This window comes from Luteimonas sp. A611, assembly GCF_054072715.1.
Window position 1 is genome coordinate 1 of record NZ_JBSVRP010000003.1, and the last position, 15,335, is coordinate 15,335.

A 15,335-nucleotide genomic window follows, 5' to 3' on the forward strand; every position below is an offset into this window, starting at 1 on the left:
TCACCTGGGACAACGGCACAGAGTTCCATGGCTATCGCGCCTTGGAAAACGCCGCAGGCATCCGCTGCTACTTCGCCTACCCGCATCACCCATGGGAGCGTGGCAGCAATGAGAACTTCAACGGCCTATTGCGGCAGTACTTCCCGAAAGGAAAAAGCTTGGCCAGGATCCGCCAAGCCGACTGCAACACCGTTGTCGCTAAACTCAACCAACGACCGAGGAAACGCTATGGCTTCCAGACCCCGGAACAACGACTACAACAAACTTCAGGGGTGTTGCACTTGGAGTGTTAATTCACCCCCCGCCCGTTTCTTTGCATTTATCTGCAACGACGGGCTCCAAATATGCCTCCAATGTTCCCGCTTTGTCTTTATTGATTAGGTCATCAAAGTGAGGAACTCTTGCCTCCGGATGACTGGTAAGAATAGAAGTGTATGCCTGCAGCGAGCTCCGCGCCCCAGCCAACTGAGTGGCTAAAAGATCGTTCCTCTTGTCAGGATGAGAAATTTGATATGCAGCGTTTCCGAACATCATCTGAGTTACATAGATGCCGTTGTAAGGAATGTCATCTCGCGAAACGTTCCCCAATACGTCGCAAGCGATCACTGTAATATCTTTGCTGTCAATTGCCCATTTAAGCAACCAACCGCGAACGCTCTTATCACTATCGCTGAGCGGATCCTGCTCAATCTGATGATTCAGGCGAATGAACTTGGCCTCGCTTGTTTCCGGAGCACTCGGGACGCTTTCTGCGAACGCGATTGCTGAAAAGCACAGCACAATTGGGGCTAGGAGCATTATTTTCACAAGTTGTCCTGATATTTAAGTGGGGCCTAACGCTTGAATTAAGCCGTGCCGCGAAGCGGCATCGGCTTGAATGAATTGTTAGCACCCATTGCTAGCTAAAGTTGATTGCGAACTGGATGCCGGACACATGCGGTGATGTTGCAAGACCTGTCTTGTAGTCTGGGAGCTGTAGCGCGGAAGAACTAAAGCGGTCAAAAAACTCCTCCGTCTCCGCCCGCGGTACACCGTAGCAGTCAACACGGAGAGTGATGAGCTGTCCGCTCGACTCAGGAAACTGCTCGACAAGTTGCCCGTCAATGGCCGCATCTAGGCACGAGTAAAGTCGTTCTTGCAGCTTTGTGAGGCTTGCCGGAACGTCCTTCCAAGGACCTTCCTCGACTAGCACCATTTGCCACGGATCCTTGGCTATGAAGTCAACGGTGATCTCGCCCATGGGTGCTAACTACGGTTAGACCGACAGTATCGGCATAATCCCGATTCTCCGCTTCAGATCTCTGCCACGTCAACGGGAGCTTTCCGTTCCCAGTCAATCGCTTGGGACCCCGGATGGACATGGGCGCCGTCCGATGCGGCAATGTTTATCCGGTGTGCCCGCGGTCATATCGCATATGACGGCCATGTCACCGCATATCGGGGCGCAGGGGACGTACGGTTGCGGGAGTGCCCACCGCTTGATTCGCATGGAGGCGGGCCGTCTCTCGCCGAGCGCGGGACCGTCTATCCAGTCGTCCGTTGCCACCAGATGGGCGGGATATGCGGCGAGAATCCTTCGGAAGCTGCGTGCATTGGCTGGCCCGCTGCGGCGCAATTCTCGTAGGCGTGTGCACGCACACGCCATGCATGGCTCGCGCCAGGGCCTGAGGGGCCGCGATCCCTTAGCGCGCTTTCCGGCGTTAGCGGTACCGGGCCACATCCGGCTCTAACGCAATGCCACCGCGCGGCTGGGCCGCGCGGTGGCATTTGCTCGTCGACTTACCAGCTTGCGCGCAGCACCGCCGAGTAGCGGCGGTCATTCTCGAACCAGGCGCGGTTGTAGAGCGTCTCGTCGACGAAGCCGTCGCGGCGGTAGCCACGCGGGCCCATCAGCAGCTTGGTGGTGCTGTTGGTGATGTTGTTCACCTGCAGGCCCAGCTGGATGTTGTCGGTGAGGTTGTAGAAGAACGAGCCGTCGAGCTGGCCGTAATCGTCATTCCACACCGGCTGGCGCATCGCCGGCATCACGTCGCTGCTGGTCAGCAGGTATTGCGAACGCCAGTTGTACGCCAGGCGGAACGACACCGGACCGCGTTCGAAGATGCCGATCACGTTGTAGCTGCGGCGGGACAGTCCTTCCAGCGGCAACTCGAGGGCGACCTCAGGGACCACGGGCGCGCCGGTGGGAATGCCCACGTCGACGTTGGTGCCGCCGGAGCTGTCCACGAAGGTGTAGTTCGCCTGCACACCCAGGCCGGGCAGGAAATCGAAGAACTGCGAATAGCCGAGCTCGAAGCCCTTGATCTTGCCTTCGTCCAGATTACGCGTGCGGTTCATCTGGTAACTGCGCCCATCGATGATGTCGGTGCCCAGGGACGTGGCGAAGTAATCCTTCACGTCCTTCTTGAACACCGTGATGTACGCGCTGTTGGCAGGACCGAAGTACCACTCGAGTGCGGTGTCGAACTGGTTGGCGCGCATCGGCTTCAGCTCGGGATTGCCGCCGCTGCCGCTGTAGGCCAGGTCATCGGGCCCGCACAACTCGGTGCGCAGTCCATCGCGCCGGGCCTGGGAACAGCCTGCCGCATTGGCCGACAGGGTGATCCAGTTTTGCATCAACCGAAATTCCGGCCGGGCAATGGCCTTGGACGCCGCAAAACGCCACTGCAACCCATGGTCGAAGCGCACGCGCAGGTTCAGGCTGGGCAGGACGTCGGTGTAGGAGGTGCTCACCTGGCTGGTGAACGCCTGTCCATAGAACATATCTGCCAGTTCCGGCACCACGTCTTCCACGTAGGAGCCGACCATGTTCGGCATCAGGCCACCACCCAGGCTCTTGACGCTGGTCTTGACCACGCGCACGCCGACGTTGCCGTCGACCGGATTGGCCAGCTCGTCGTTGCCGAAGTACAGGATGCCGTAGCCGGCCTGGGTGCGCTCGCGCTGCTGGTTGATGGCGTCAGGCGTGAAGCTGATCGGGCTCCACTGGGCACCCGTGATCGTCCCCAGGGTCCCGTCGACCCTGTCAATGTCCACGAAGCCGTCCTGCGCCGCCCAGAACTGGGTCGGGACATTGGCGTCGCCGCCGAAGAAATCGTTCATCGTGTACAGCGACGACTCGGTGGGGTAGAACTGGTCCAACCACGCCACCGGCGGCCGGGTCGGATCCGGGTTCTCGATCCTGTTCCAGTCGTCGCTGATGGGCTGCCAGTTGTAGCCGGTGGACTGGCTGGTGTACTCGCGATCGGCGACGCGCACACCGAATCGCGCCATTTGCAACCAGCTGCTGTCGACGAAGTTGTACTCGAAGTCCATGCGACCGGCACGCTCGTGGCCTTCGTTGTCGGCCAGGTGGTCCATTGCCGAGCGCCAGAAGTAGCTGTCCTGCTGCAGGACCCTGCTCGAATCATCGAGCGTCACCGACGGGTACTTGCCGGTCAGGTCCAGATGGATGCCTTCCAGCAAGGTCGACGTATGGACGGAGAAGTCGACCTGGTCACTGGTGGCCTTCACGTACTGGAAGTCACCCCGCACGAGGAAGTTGTCGGTAATGAAGTGCCTGAAGCCGGCCGACCAGTCAGTGGTCTTGGAGGACTGCACGTTGTAGCGATTGCCGGCCGCGAACTGGATGCCGGGACCCTGGTACATGCCGTTGGAATCGTCCCCCGGCTGCCCGCGCCAGCCACCCAGGCGAATGTTGCCCCGGAGGAACCGGCCGTTGTCGTCATACTCGAACTGCGTACCAGGCATCGGGATGATCCTGTTGGTGCGGTCCGCCAGGCCATCGCCACCATCGTAGGCGTTGCCGAAATAGTTGGGGTCACCGGTCCAGTTGTCGGTGTTGTTGGCCTCGCCCGCTCCGGCGTACTCCATGTAGTGCTCGCGCCACGTCATGTCGTACTTGGACGTGATGAACTGGGTGTAGATCTCGGTGTCGTCATTGGGACGCCACTGGAACGCAAAGGCGCCGCCCTGGCGCTTGCGATCGAAATCGGTGCGCCGCCAGTTCACACCGCCCGGCACGAACACGTGGTCGAAGTCGGTGCCTTCCAGCAGGAGATCGCGCTGGCTGTCGGACGACACCCATCCGTCCTCCTCCCAGTCGTACACATAACCTTCCCCGTTTGGCAGGCCTTCCGGCTGCTCGGCCGGCGTGCGGCCGCGACGCGAATAGGGCTGGATCTGGATGCCGTCGGACTGCGTGGCCAGTTCGGAGTAAGAGACGTTGGCCAGGAAGCCCATCTCACCCACGCCGGTCTGCCAGCGGTCGCTGAACAGGAACGAGGCGGACGGCCGCGCGTCCTTGGCCTTGTCGCCGTAGTTGTAGTCGACGCTGCCGGCGATCTTGCGCCCCTGCTCGTCAAACGGCATGCGGGTACGCAGGTTGATGGTGCCGCCCAGCCCGCCTTCGATGATCTCGGCCGACGGGTTCTTGTACACGTCCACGCCGGCCATGAGCTCGGCCGACACTTCCTCGAAGCTGATGCCACGGCCACCGTTGGCGGTGAACACGTCGCGGCCGTTGAGCTCGCCGCGCACGAAGGTCAAGCCGCGGATCATCACGCCGCTGCCCTCGGCCGAAAAATGGTCGGTATCGTCGCGCGCAGCGAAGCCGGTGACGGTCAGGCCACTGATGCGCTTGAGGGTCTCGGTGACGCTGCGGTCGGGCAGCGCGCCGATGTCCTCGGCGGTCACCGAGTCGACGATCTGCGTGGCTTCCTGCTTGATCTCCTGGGCGCGCATGACGCTGCCGCGGATGCCGGTGACCACGACCGTATCGAGGTCGACGGCCGCGTCATCGGCGACCGGCGCGGCCTCCTGGGCGAGAGCCGGGCCGGCGAGCAGGGCCGAGACCGCAAGGGCGATGGCGCTGCGCCGCAGCGTGCGTGAAGTGGCCTGGCGGCCGCCTGGATGACGGTTGTTTCGAAGTGTTTGCATGTTCCCCTCCCAAGGAAATACGAGCAGACATGTACGGCAGCACGGACCCGCGTCCCGGCAGTCTGCCGAGCCGCTACGCCTGCAGTGGTATCGCGTTTATTGCCCCCTTGCTGCAATCGCGGCGCCGCCCTCGGGCACGACACGTGCAGCAACCTGAAACGACGGGAATCCGATTCCCGTTATTCTCGTGGCGGTCTGTGCCGCAGGGCGAAGTTACCGCTAACACCGCGAAGCCGTCAATGCATTCGGTGCGCCCGAAACCATCACGCGACGGGCGGGGGCTGCATCGGGTTGCCGGGTGATGCCGCCGCAAGCGCCGGCAACGGTGTGCGCAGCCGCGGAGGGGTGCGGCCGGCCCGATGGAACCAGGCCGCCCTCCCGACCTGGTCCGCTGGTGGAGAGGTCCCAGCGGATCCGCGGAATGGCCGCGGCCAGGTCGGGATTGCGGTCGTCGACGCCCGCCCGGGCGGGCGGGCGCTGGCGATCAGAACGACAGGCGCACGGTCGCGGCGTAGCGACGGTCGTTGACGTACCAGGAGGTGATGCGGCTGCCGGCGCCGTTCTGGTCCATGATCGTGCGCTGCTCGGCGTTGTTGAGGTTGTTCATCTCCAGCCCGACCTGCACGTGGTCGGAGAACCGGTAGAAGATCGAGCCGTCGAGCTGGCCGAAGCTGTCGCTGTAGACCGGCAGCTTCCAGGCGATGGTCTGCTGGGTGTCAGCCGTCGTGTACTCACCGTTGTATCCATTCGGCCCCACCGCCAGCAGATACTTGCTGCGCCAGTTGTAGGCCAGCCGCACCTGCCACGGACCCTTCTCGTAGAAGACCGCCGCGTTGTAGGAGTTCTTCGAAAGACCGTCGGCCGGCAGGTTGTCGAATGTGCTGCCGTCGGTATCGACCGGCACCGCGTTCGATCCGCTCGGGATCCGCGTCGAACTGTCGATATAGGTGTAGTTGGCCGACATGCCCAGGCCATCGAACGGCGCGGGCAGGAAGTCGAAGAACTGGTTCCAGCCGAGTTCCGCGCCCTGGATCTTCGCGGTACCGATGTTGACCAGCCGCGAAACCAGGTAGTTGTACTCGTTGCCGTCCGTGCCCGGGTACGGCACCAGCTCGGTCTGCTGGCGGAAGTAGTCTTCGACATCCTTGTAGAAGAAGTTCACCCAGGCCATGCCGCCGTGGTCGGGCGCGAAGTACCACTCCAGCGACAGGTCGAACTGGTTGGCCTTCATCGGCTCCAGGTAGGGGTTGTCGTTGGAACTGCCGGTGAGCTCGAGGTCGCTGACGGGCGGCAGGCTGCCATCGGTCGGCGGATCGATGCCGGACCGCATGCTCGCATTCAACAGCTGATAGGCCTGCATGTCGCTGAAGTTGGGACGGGCGATGGCCTTGGACGCGGCGAAGCGCGCGATCAGGTCCGGCGCGAACTCCCATCGCAGATTCAGGCTCGGCAATACGTCGGTGTAGGAGTTCTCCGCGGTGATCGGCGTTGATTCGCCGGCACCCAGATATGGCGCGTAGACCAGGTTCGGGTAGACGGTGAATCCATTCGCTGAATTTCGGGTACGGACCACGCGCACGCCTACGTTGCCGTCGAATGCAGCGTCGACGGGACCGAAGCTGAGCATCAGGTAGGCGCCATCGGTCGACTCTTCCTGCTCGTTCAGGTGTTGCGGGCCCGGGAGCATCGGGACATAGGGCGCAATTGTGGGCGAGCCGTCTGCGTTCCTCAGGTAATAGGGGTCGGCGGCATCGTGAATCGCCTGGTAGCTGTTCGGGTATCCCAGCGCGGTCGAGAGAATGGGTGCGTAGAGTCCACCGGGAGCGCCGACATCACCGCGATAGAAGTTCTGGAACTGGTTGAGATGGACCAGGCTGGAGTTGACCTCGCCGTTCAGATCGAGGCCGGGCAATGGCTGGTCGCCCGGCAGTGCCCACCACTGCATCCATGGCTGGATGACCGCCACCCAGTTGTAGCCAGTGTCGATGCTGGTGGCATCGCGCCGGGTCATGCGCACGCCACCTTCGATCGACCTGAAGAACCCCGCATCGAAGCTGTGCTTGAGGTCCGCACGCCAACTCACCTGCTCGGCTTCATTGTCGTCCTGGTGGTCCATGGTGAACCCCCAGTAGTAATTCGCCGGGTTTGTCGTGAACTGGCCATCGACGTTGATGGTGGGCAAGCCTCCACCCAGAGACACGTCGATGTATGGCACCCGCAAACCCAGGGCCACGGTGGAGTCCAGACTCTTCGTGGTCGACTTGATGTACTGGATGTCGGTGGACAGTTCGTTCCTGTCGCCGATCAACCATTTCAGGCCCGCCGAGAAGTCGTTGGTCTTGGATGCGCGGTGTGATGCACGGATGTCAGTCCCCATTGGCACGCCGCCAGGCTGGGTGATCCGCCCGGAACGGAACACGCTTCCGTCCAGTTCGTACGGTTGGCTGGCGTCGAGCGCGACCTGCGTCGGATCGTTGTCGACGAAGATCGCATCTTCATACCAGAGTTCGTCGTACTTGCTCTGGAAAGCCGTCGCGAAGACTTCGACACGATCGTTCGGTCGCCACTGCAGGGCGACGTAGGCACCTTGCCGTTCGCGTTCGTACTCGAGCGTGCGCCAGTCGGCGCCACGCGGCAGCCAGAGGTCATCGGCGATGCCGTCGCCACCAAGATCGGTATTGCCGTTGTTGAAGAACGGCCGCACGAACATGCCGTCGGTGCGGGTGGCCAGTTCGGAGTGGGCGAGGTCGACCAGGATGCCGAACTCGCCGGCGTCGGTTTCCCAGCGGTTGCTGTAGAGGATCGACCCGGAGGGTTTGACGTGTTCGGCAAAATCACCGCGGTTGACGCTGAAGGACGCGCTCAACCTGCTGCCGTCAAAGTCGAGCGGCATGAAGGTACGCAGGTCGACGCTGCCACCAAGGCCGCCCTCGATCATCTCGGCGGTCTGGTTCTTGTACACGTCCACGCCGGCCATCAGTTCGGACGGGACGTCCTGAAAGCTCAGCGCGCGACCGCCAGAGGCGGAGAAGCTGTCGCGCCCGTTGAGCTCCGACCGGACCTGGGTCAGGCCGCGCACCTGCACGCCGCCACCCTCGGCGGAGAAGTGTTCGGGATCGCCGACGGAGAGGAAGCGGTCGATGGTCACGCCCGGAATGCGCGAGAGCGTTTCGGTGACGCTGCGGTCGGGCAGCGCGCCGATGTCGAGCGCGGTGACCGAATCGACGAAGGTGGCGGCCTCGCGCTTGATGTCCTGCGCGCGATAGACCGAGCCGCGGATGCCCGACACCACCACTGCATCGAGCGTCTTGGCTTCTTCCTGCGCGGCGGCGGGCGGATCGGCCTGCTGCGCATGCAGCGGGGCGGCGAATACGGCAGCCACGCCCAGGGCGATGGCGCTGCGGCGGAGACTGCGGACGGCGTGGTGTCCCGCGGACCGGCTTGCAGCCGGGCGGCGCTGGTCGAGCGTTGACATGATGTTCCCCTCCCAAGGGCACATGACAAGCGGTTTGGATGTCTTTGCTGGCCTGGTGGCGGCCTCTTCGCGGTACGCGGCAATCCGGCATGACAACGCCAGACACTGCGCTCAGGGCGAGCATAGGAGCGCCGATCCATGCGCTACCAATGAATTTTCAGGCTCGAGCTAGTCCGGTCCGGAATATCTCGTTCACCGGCGCGCCAAGTGGGAGGCCCGCGCGAGGCCAAGGATGACACCGCTGGACAGCCAAGGCAGCGCATGAGATGGCGCTGCCGCAACGGCGGCTCAGGCAGCCGGTCCCAGCTCCGGCAGCGGCGGATAGATCCGCCGCGCGGTCGCGCGCAGCGTTTCGAGCATGTGCGCCACGCCGGGGGCCGGCGCCTTGTCGCGTCGGCGGATGATGCCGAAGTACTCCATGCGCACGTCCAGCTCGATCGGCAGCACCTGCATCTGCGCCGTCTGCAGATAGGGGGCGACGCATTCCGGCGGCAGTGCCGCCAGCAGGTCGCTGTGGCGCAACAGGTGGATGATTACCGGCAGCGAAGCGGTCTCGACCAGGTTCTGCGGCGAGCGCAGGCCGTGCTGGTGGAATACCGCGTCCAGCCGCGTACGCAGCACGCTTGCCGCCGGCGGCATGATCCAGCCGTAGTCCTGCAGGTCGGCGTGCCGCACCTGATCGCGCATCGCCAGCGGATGCCCTGCCCGCACGATCACAGAATGCGGCTCGTCGGCCAGCGGTTCGAATTCAAGTTCGGCCGCGCCTTCTGGCCCCATGATGCGGCCGATCACGACGTCGAGGTGTCCGTCGAGCAGGCGCGCGACCAGCGGCCGGCTGTAATCCATCTCCACTTCGACCAGGATGCCCGGGTAGTCGCGCTTCATCGCCGCCACCGCCTGCGGCACCAGGGTGGTGCCGGGGTTGACCACGGTGCCGATCGCGACCTTGCCCAGTCGGCCTTCGCGCAGGGCGGCGATCTCCTCGCCGCCGCGCTCGATCTCCGACAGCGCCGAACGCGCGCGCCGCACCATCGCCAGGCCGTACGCAGTCGGCTCCACCCCGCGCGCATGGCGGTCGAACAGCTGCACGCCCAGCAACGACTCCATTTCGGCCAGCAGCTTGGACGCCGCCGGCTGGGTCATGTTGGCCGCCTCGGCTGCACGCAGCACCGAGCGCTGGTCGTGCAGGTGCAGCAGCAGCGCCAGGTGGCGCGTCTTCAGACGGCTTGCGCTGGTCCAGCCACCGGCGGCTTGCGCCATGCCCTGTCTCCCTGCACGCTATTCGGTCGTGGAATAGCGTACGCCGAATATTTCATTTGTCGTACATACCCCACCACGCCAGCCTAGTCCCGCCGCGACGGGCAGGCAGCCCCTCAGGCGACCTGTCGCACTACCAACCTCTGCCTCATCCCCAACGGATGCGCCGCAGATCCACCGGAGCCCCATCGCAACGCCATGGACGAGCCGCACCCGCCCTTCGCTCCTCCGCTGATCGCGATCCTGCGCGGCATCACGCCGACCGAGGTGGCCGCACACGTCGAGGTGCTTCTGGAAGCAGGCTTCGGCGCGATCGAGATCCCGACCAATTCGCCGGAATGGGCACGCAGCGTGGCGATCGCGGTCGCGGCCTGCGGTGACCGGGCAGCGGCTGGCGCCGGCACCGTGCTCGAGCCGTCCCATCTGGACGCACTGCAGGCGTCCGGGGGGCGCCTGGTGGTGACGCCCAACGTGCGTCCGGCGCTGATCCGGCGGGCGCGCGAGCGCGGATTCACCATCGCCGCCGGCTGCGCCACCGCCAGCGAGGCCTTCGACGCGCTCGAGGCCGGCGCACACATGCTCAAGCTGTTCCCGGCATCGGTGTATGGCCCGGCGCTGGCGCGGGCGCTGCGCAGCGTGTTGCCGCCGGTGCCGCTGCTGGCCGTGGGCGGCATCACCCCGGACAACCTCGGCGAGTACCTGTCGGCCGGGTGCAGCGGCGCGGCCATCGGCGGCGAGCTGTATCGCCCGGGCCAGGCGCCGGCGCAGACGGGGGCAAACGCGCGCCGCTTCCTCGATGCGTGGCGGGAGCACGCCGCATGAAGATCACCCGCCTGACCACCTGGCACGCGCCGCCGCGCTGGCTGTTCTTGAAGATCGAGACCGACGAGGGCATCAGCGGCTGGGGCGAGCCGGTGATCGAGGGCCGTGCGGCCACGGTCGAGACGGCCGTGCACGAGCTGGGCGAACTGCTGGTCGGCCGCGACCCGGCGAACATCAACGACCTGTGGCAGCTGATGTACCGCGGCGGCTTCTATCGCGGTGGCGCGATCCTGATGAGCGCGATCGCCGGCATCGACCAGGCGCTGTGGGACATCAAGGGCAAGGCGCTGGGTGTTCCGGTGTACCAGCTGCTGGGTGGCCTGGTGCGCGAGCGCATGAAGACCTATCGCTGGGTCGGCGGCGACCGCCCGGCCGACATCGTCGCGCAGATGCAGGCGCACCGTGCGCTCGGCTTCGACACCTTCAAGTTCAACGGCACCGAGGAGCTCAAGCTGATCGACAGCCCGCGCGCGATCGACGCGGCGGTGGCGAAGGTGGCGGCGGTGCGCGAGGCGGTGGGCGACACGATCGATTTCGGCATCGATTTCCACGGCCGCGTCAGCGCGCCGATGGCGCGGGTGCTGCTGCGCGAGCTGGTGCCGTTCAAACCGCTGTTCGTCGAGGAGCCGGTGCTGCCCGAGCAGTGGGAGTACTACCGGCCGCTGTCGGACGCGACGTCGATCCCGCTGGCCGCGGGCGAGCGCATGTACTCGCGCGCCGAGTTCAAGCCGGTGCTGGCCGCAGGCGGGCTGGCGCTGCTGCAGCCGGACCTCTCGCACGCCGGCGGCATCACCGAATGCATCAAGATCGCGGCCATGGCCGAGGCCCACGACGTCGGCCTGGCGCCGCATTGCCCGCTCGGCCCGATCGCGCTGGCCGCCTGCCTGCAGGTGGATTTCGTGTGCTGGAATGCGATGCTGCAGGAGCAGAGCATCGGCATCCACTACAACCAGGGGGCGGATCTGCTCGACTACGTGCTCAACAAGGACGATTTCCGCTGCGACGCAGACGGCTGCATCGCCGCACTGCCAGGTCCCGGCCTGGGCGTGGAGATCGACGAGGAACTGCTGGCGCGCGTGAGCCGCGAGCCGCCGCAGTGGCGCAATCCGCTGTGGCGCCACGCCGACGGCAGCATGGCCGAGTGGTGAGGCGATGAACCGCGTGCACGCTGCCGATGCGGTCGCGACGCTGGCGGTCGACAGCCGCTGCCAGCTGGGCGAAGGCATCGTCTGGGACCAGCGCACGCAGCGCCTGTACTGGACCGACATTCTTTCATCGCGGCTGTGGATGCACGCACCCGCAACCGGCGAGACGCATCGCTGGGACTTGCCCGAGCCCCTGGGCTGCCTGGCGCTGTGCGAAGACGGACGCTTGCTGCTGGCCTTGGCCAAGTCGATCCGCATTGCCGATGCGCCGATGGCGGGCGCCCCGCTCGCGCTCGACACCCTGTGCGCGCTGGAGCCGGAGCTGGGCGCGTCCACGCGCAGCAACGACGGCCGCTGCGACCGCCACGGCAACTTCGTGTTCGGCACCAAGGACGAAACCGGCGCCGATCCGCCGCTGGGCCGCTACTACCAGTTCTCCATCGCGCACGGCCTGCGCCCGCTTCCATTGCCGAGTGCCGCGATCCCCAACTCGATCTGCTTCTCGCCCGACGGCGCGACAATGTACTTCTGCGATTCGGTGGTCCCGCGGATCCTGCGCTGCAGCTACGACCCGGCGGCGGCCACGGTGTCCACGCCGGAACTGTTCGCACAGGTCGAAGGCGGCGGCGCACCCGATGGGTCGACCGTCGATGCCGAAGGCCACCTGTGGAACGCGCAGTGGGGCGCGGGCCGCGCGGTGCGCTACGCGCCCGATGGCCGCATCGAGCGCATCGTCGCCGTTCCCGCAGGCATGCCGTCTTGCTGCGCCATCGGCGGCGAGCGCCTGGACACGCTGTACGTCACCACCGCGCGCGAGGACATGGACGCGGCCGCACTGGCGATCGCGCCCACCGCCGGCAGCGTGTTCGCACTGGCGCTCGGCGCGCAGCTGGGCCTGCCCGAAGCGCGGCTGCGCGGCGCATGATCGCGGTCGACTGGGGCAGCACCCACCTGCGCATGTACCGGCGCGGCGGCGACGGCACGCTGCACAAGCGCGTGCGCAGCGGGCAGGGCACGCTGGCCAGCAACGGCCGCTACGGCGAGGTGCTCAGGCACGAACTCGCTGGCTGGGACGAAGGCCCGGTGCTGCTGTGCGGGATGGTCGGCGCCCGCGGCGCCTGGCATGAGATGCCCTACCTGGACTGCCCCGCCGGCATCGACGCGCTGGCAGCCGGCATGCAGCGCGTGCAGCTGCCGGATTTCGCCGATCGCGAGCTGTGGTTCGTGCCCGGCCTGCGCGACGCCGGCGTGGACGCGGTGCCTGACGTGATGCGCGGCGAGGAAACCCAGGTCGCCGCCCTGCTCGATACGCTGCCCGACGGCGTGCACCACGTCTGCCTGCCCGGCACGCACAGCAAATGGGTGGGCATCCGCGATCGCCGCGTGCAGCGCATCCGCACCTTCATGACCGGCGAGCTGTACTCGGTGCTGCGCGGCCACAGCATCCTCGGCGCGCTGATGGACGGCGACGACAGCCGCTTCGACGCCGAGGCGTTCGATGCCGGGCTGCGCCGCAGCGGTGAGCCCGGCGGCCTGACCCACCATCTGTTTGGCGTGCGCACGACCGGCCTGTCGGGCCAGTTCCGCGGCGAGGCCCTGTCCTCGTATCTGTCGGGGCTGCTGATTGGCCATGAATTGCGCGGCGGACTGGCCGAAAACGGGGCGCGGCCGGGGCTGGTGCATCTGGTCGGCAGTGAGCGCCTGCTCAACGTGTATGCCCGCGCGCTGGCCGCATTCGGCATCGGCGTCCAGCGCCACCCCGAAGACCTGGCCGCGCATGGCCTGCATGTGCTGTGGCAGCGGCGCATGGCGGCCGCGGCCTGAGCCTTGCTCCACACGAGGAGAACGCCGATGCGCGCGTACCTGATGCACGGATTGACCGGGCTGCTCGCCAGCCTGCTGGCCGCCGGCGCCTGCGCCGGCGAGGCGCGCTTCACCGCGATCGACTACCGCGGTGACGATGGCGGTCCCTCGCCCCTGGCGTCGCAGTTCCGCAATCCGGTGGTCGCGGGTTTCTATCCCGATCCCTCGGCGATCCGGGTCGGGGACGATTTCTACCTGGTCACCTCGAGCTTCGGCTACTACCCGGGGCTGCCGCTGTTCCACAGCACCGACCTGGTGTCGTGGCGGCAGATCGGCAACGCGATCGATCGTCCGCAGCAGATGCCCTATGGCGATGGCGAGGAGCTGACCCGCGGCCTGTTCGCAGCGACGCTCAGCCATGACGGGCGCCGCTTCTACATCGCCAACACCTGCTTCTACTGCCCGGGCCGCGGCATGGGCAATTTCATCATCACCGCCGACGATCCAGCCGGGCCCTGGTCGGATCCGGCATGGCTGGACATCGACGGCATCGATCCTTCGCTGTTCTTCGACCGCGACGGCCGCGCCTGGCTGGTCAACAACGGTGTGCCCGAAGGGCCGATGCGCTACGACGGACATCGTGCGATCTGGATCCAGCAGTTCGACCCAGGCACCCTGTCGCTGACCGGACCGCGCATCCAGCTGGTGGACGCGGGCGTGGATCCGGCCAGCAATCCCGAACACGTCGAAGGCCCGCACGTGTTCCGCCGCGGCGACTGGTACTACCTCACCGCGGCCGAGGGCGGCACCGGCGAGCAACACGCGCAGATGATCTGGCGCAGCCGCAGCGTCACCGGCCCTTACGAGGCATGGGAACGCAACCCGACGCTCACCCAGCGCGACCTGGATCCAGCGCGCGAAGTACCGGTCACTTCCACCGGCCATGCGCAGTTCGTCGAGCTCGCCGATGGCTCGTGGTGGTCGGTGTTCCTCGCCACGCGCCCGTACCGCGGCAACCAGTACAACCTCGGGCGCGAGACCTTCCTGCTGCCGGTGGAATGGCGCGACGACTGGCCGCAGATCCTGCCGCGCGGCGCGCGCGTGCCGATGGCGCTGGAACGCCCGGCGCTGCCGCGCAGCGAGCAGCCACTTCCCACCAGCGGGCCGATGGCGTGGACGGAAACCTTCAGCGGCGATGCGCTGCCGCATGCATGGGTGATGCTCGATCCGCCGGCGAGTTCGTGGTTCTCCACGGGCGCCGATGGGCTGCGCATGACGCCCTCGGCGACGCCGCTGGGCAGCCACGGCACGGGACACGGCCAGGCCTCGTACCTCGGCCACAGGCTGCAGCACCATCGCGCGAGCATTACCACCACCATCGACGCGTCCGCGCTCGATGCCGGCGAACTCGCCGGCCTGGCGCTGCTGCAGGACGAGCGTCATCACTACGTCGCGGCGATCGAGCGGGACGGAGATGGTGCCTCGCTCGTGCTGCTGCGACGTGCCGGCGAGGCTGATCCCCTGCACGGACACGAACTCGCACGCGTCGCCCTGCCTTCACTGCCTGCGCAGGCCTGGCTGCGGATGCGCCTGGATGCGCCACGCCTGGACGTCGACTACGCGCTCGCGCCCGGCGACTGGCAGCCGCTGGCCGAGGACCTCGACGCCAGCGTGCTCAGCGTCGACACCGCTGGTGGCTTCATCGGCAACACCTTCGGGCCATATGCGGTGAAGCGCGATGGCCAGCCGTAGGGATCTGTCGAGGCGGCTTCGATTGACGCCGACGTTTCGACCGACGTTGTCATTTCGGCCGACGTTGTCATTTCGAACCGAAGGGAGAGGCGCTCTTCAACGGCGAAGCCGGTAGATCTTCGTTCCAATGCGACAGAAACGGA

Annotated in this window: 11 protein-coding genes; 6 read left to right on the forward strand and 5 right to left on the reverse strand. The window is 65.9% G+C overall.

Annotation, left to right across the window (positions count from 1 at the left end):
- On the forward strand, nt 1-293 hold a 293-nt coding region (locus ACW5EG_RS13305; RefSeq protein WP_457021832.1), incomplete at its 5' end, for an IS30 family transposase.
- A 1-nt stretch (nt 294) separates the two neighbouring features.
- On the opposite strand, the gene ACW5EG_RS13310 is transcribed toward ACW5EG_RS13305, so the two are convergent.
- The 5 genes from ACW5EG_RS13310 to ACW5EG_RS13330 all read right to left on the reverse strand — a co-directional run bounded on the left by ACW5EG_RS13310 (nt 295) and on the right by ACW5EG_RS13330 (nt 9,673).
- Nucleotides 295-807: a hypothetical protein gene (locus tag ACW5EG_RS13310; protein WP_457021834.1), complete on the reverse strand. Its 513-nt coding sequence runs from the start codon at nt 805-807 to the stop codon at nt 295-297.
- 91 nt (nt 808-898) lie between these two features.
- Nucleotides 899-1,240: a hypothetical protein gene (locus ACW5EG_RS13315; RefSeq protein WP_457021836.1), complete on the reverse strand. Its 342-nt coding sequence runs from the start codon at nt 1,238-1,240 to the stop codon at nt 899-901.
- A gap of 539 nt (nt 1,241-1,779) precedes the next feature.
- Nucleotides 1,780-4,938, reverse strand: coding sequence for a TonB-dependent receptor (locus tag ACW5EG_RS13320; RefSeq protein WP_457021838.1), 3,159 nt, complete (start codon nt 4,936-4,938; stop codon nt 1,780-1,782).
- Between the two features lie 484 nt (nt 4,939-5,422).
- Nucleotides 5,423-8,413, reverse strand: coding sequence for a TonB-dependent receptor (locus ACW5EG_RS13325; RefSeq protein WP_457021840.1), 2,991 nt, complete (start codon nt 8,411-8,413; stop codon nt 5,423-5,425).
- 288 nt (nt 8,414-8,701) lie between these two features.
- The gene (locus ACW5EG_RS13330; protein ID WP_457018875.1) at nt 8,702-9,673 is read right to left on the reverse strand and encodes a LysR family transcriptional regulator; all 972 of its coding nucleotides are present in this window, start codon (nt 9,671-9,673) and stop codon (nt 8,702-8,704) included.
- Between the two features lie 195 nt (nt 9,674-9,868).
- On the opposite strand from ACW5EG_RS13330, the gene ACW5EG_RS13335 reads away from it, so the two are divergent.
- Genes ACW5EG_RS13335 through ACW5EG_RS13355 form a run of 5 tightly spaced genes read left to right on the forward strand, consistent with a single transcriptional unit; the run spans nt 9,869 to nt 15,192 of the window.
- On the forward strand, nt 9,869-10,492 hold the full coding sequence (locus ACW5EG_RS13335) for a 2-dehydro-3-deoxy-6-phosphogalactonate aldolase (RefSeq protein WP_457021842.1): 624 nt from the start codon (nt 9,869-9,871) through the stop codon (nt 10,490-10,492).
- Nucleotides 10,489-11,640, forward strand: coding sequence for a galactonate dehydratase (gene dgoD, locus ACW5EG_RS13340; RefSeq protein WP_457018877.1), 1,152 nt, complete (start codon nt 10,489-10,491; stop codon nt 11,638-11,640). The genes ACW5EG_RS13335 and dgoD overlap by 4 nt, the downstream gene beginning before the upstream one ends.
- A 4-nt stretch (nt 11,641-11,644) precedes the next feature.
- Nucleotides 11,645-12,562: an SMP-30/gluconolactonase/LRE family protein gene (locus tag ACW5EG_RS13345; RefSeq protein WP_457021843.1), complete on the forward strand. Its 918-nt coding sequence runs from the start codon at nt 11,645-11,647 to the stop codon at nt 12,560-12,562.
- Nucleotides 12,559-13,461 (forward strand): 2-dehydro-3-deoxygalactonokinase, encoded by a 903-nt coding sequence (locus ACW5EG_RS13350; RefSeq protein ID WP_457021845.1) that lies wholly within the window; start codon nt 12,559-12,561, stop codon nt 13,459-13,461. The genes ACW5EG_RS13345 and ACW5EG_RS13350 overlap by 4 nt, the downstream gene beginning before the upstream one ends.
- 27 nt (nt 13,462-13,488) lie before the next feature.
- Nucleotides 13,489-15,192: a glycoside hydrolase family 43 protein gene (locus tag ACW5EG_RS13355; protein ID WP_457021847.1), complete on the forward strand. Its 1,704-nt coding sequence runs from the start codon at nt 13,489-13,491 to the stop codon at nt 15,190-15,192.
- Nucleotides 15,193-15,335: the final 143 nt, after the last annotated feature.

Excerpts from the sequence above, each read along its gene's own strand:
- ACW5EG_RS13315 (WP_457021836.1), bottom strand. The coding sequence starts at position 1,240 with ATGGGCGAGATCACCGTTGACTTCATAGCCAAGGATCCGTGGCAAATG.
- ACW5EG_RS13320 (WP_457021838.1), bottom strand. The coding sequence starts at position 4,938 with ATGCAAACACTTCGAAACAACCGTCATCCAGGCGGCCGCCAGGCCACT.
- ACW5EG_RS13325 (WP_457021840.1), bottom strand. The coding sequence starts at position 8,413 with ATGTCAACGCTCGACCAGCGCCGCCCGGCTGCAAGCCGGTCCGCGGGA.
- ACW5EG_RS13330 (WP_457018875.1), bottom strand. The coding sequence starts at position 9,673 with ATGGCGCAAGCCGCCGGTGGCTGGACCAGCGCAAGCCGTCTGAAGACG.
- ACW5EG_RS13335 (WP_457021842.1), top strand. The coding sequence starts at position 9,869 with ATGGACGAGCCGCACCCGCCCTTCGCTCCTCCGCTGATCGCGATCCTG.
- dgoD (WP_457018877.1), top strand. The coding sequence starts at position 10,489 with ATGAAGATCACCCGCCTGACCACCTGGCACGCGCCGCCGCGCTGGCTG.
- ACW5EG_RS13345 (WP_457021843.1), top strand. The coding sequence starts at position 11,645 with ATGAACCGCGTGCACGCTGCCGATGCGGTCGCGACGCTGGCGGTCGAC.
- ACW5EG_RS13350 (WP_457021845.1), top strand. The coding sequence starts at position 12,559 with ATGATCGCGGTCGACTGGGGCAGCACCCACCTGCGCATGTACCGGCGC.
- ACW5EG_RS13355 (WP_457021847.1), top strand. The coding sequence starts at position 13,489 with ATGCGCGCGTACCTGATGCACGGATTGACCGGGCTGCTCGCCAGCCTG.